Source organism: Synechococcus sp. R55.7 (assembly GCF_047461955.1).
In the GTDB taxonomy this organism is placed as follows: Bacteria; Cyanobacteriota; Cyanobacteriia; order Thermostichales; family Thermostichaceae; genus Thermostichus.
The window spans coordinates 9,409-10,701 of sequence record NZ_JANSIC010000082.1 but is presented as its reverse complement, the minus strand read 5'-3'; the positions used below and the strand labels follow the sequence as shown (position 1 = coordinate 10,701).

Genomic DNA, 1,293 nt, shown 5'->3' with positions numbered 1-1,293 from the left:
AAGGACTCCGTCCCGCTGGCGCGAAAGGACTCCGTCCCGCTGGCGCGATCAGCCTCCGCTGGGGGCCGGGAAAGAGCCTGTTACCGCGCGGATCTTCTGTCGCCGCCCGGCTCGCTCGATCTCCAGCTCCAGGGTGCTGCCCACCTCAGTGCGCTCCACCTCCTGTTGCACCTGATCGGCTGTGGTTACGGCACGACCATTGATGGAGAGAATGACATCCCCAGACCGCAGCCCTGCCCGTTCCGCTGGGGATCCCTGGATGACTTCGCCAATCAGTACACCCTGATCCACCGTTATCAAAATGCGGCTATTGGGATCCTGGTTGAGGCGCTCCTTCAGCTCTGGAGTCAGCGTGAGCATGCGGATGCCCAGGTAGGGGTGATCCACCTTGCCGCGAGTGATCAACTGATTGGCCACCCGCTGGGCCGTCTCAATGGGGATGGCGAAGCCCAACCCTTGCGCTCCCTGGATGATGGCGGTGTTCACCCCTATCACCTCCCCTTGAGCGTTGAGCAGCGGGCCGCCGGAGTTGCCGGGGTTAATGGCCGCATCCGTTTGGATAAAAGATACCCGCTTGTCAGGCACCCGAATCTCCCCGCTGGAACGGCCCAAAGCGCTGATGATCCCAGCCGTAACGGTGTTATCCAAACCCAGGGGGTTGCCGATGGCAATGGCCCACTGGCCCGGCTCCAGGGTTTCCGAGCGCCCCAGCTTCACGGTCGGCAGGTTCTGGGCGTTGATCTTCACCACGGCGATGTCCGTAACCGGATCCGAACCGATTACCTGCCCATCAAAGCTGCGGGTATCCTTGAGCGTCACCGTTACCTTGTCGGATCCCTCGACCACATGGGCATTGGTGATGATCTGGCCGTCTGGGCTGATGATGAACCCAGAGCCGGTTCCCTGCTGTCGCCGCTGCCGAGGGATGGAAGGGATCGCTTGGCCAAAGAAATCCCGGAAAAAGGGATCGCTGAAAAACTCCTCCGGAAAAGGGGCAGGGGCGCGCACCGTCCGCTCAGCATCGATGCGAACCACCGCCGGCCCCACCTTTTGCGCCACATCGGCGATGAAATTCAGGTTCAGTTGGGCCGGGGTTGCCGTCGTCTGGGCAGATACCCCCTTGCCCCCCACCAGAGCCGCTCCCAGCCCAATGCCCAGCAGCACCAGCAGCACTGACGAGAGAAGAGACTTCCAAGTGGAGATGGCAAAAGGCTGGAAAGAGGATTGAGCAGGTTGGGCGGAAGCTTCTGACCCGGGAGAGGGCTGGCCCGGCATGGATGTGCTGCGCTTCAT

General features: G+C 62.0%; 1 protein-coding gene. It reads right to left on the bottom strand.

Translation table 11 applies throughout. The features are described from left to right. Positions 1-48: 48 nt before the first annotated feature. On the bottom strand, positions 49-1,293 hold a 1,245-nt coding region (locus tag NW820_RS06120; protein ID WP_414406983.1), incomplete at its 5' end, for an HhoA/HhoB/HtrA family serine endopeptidase.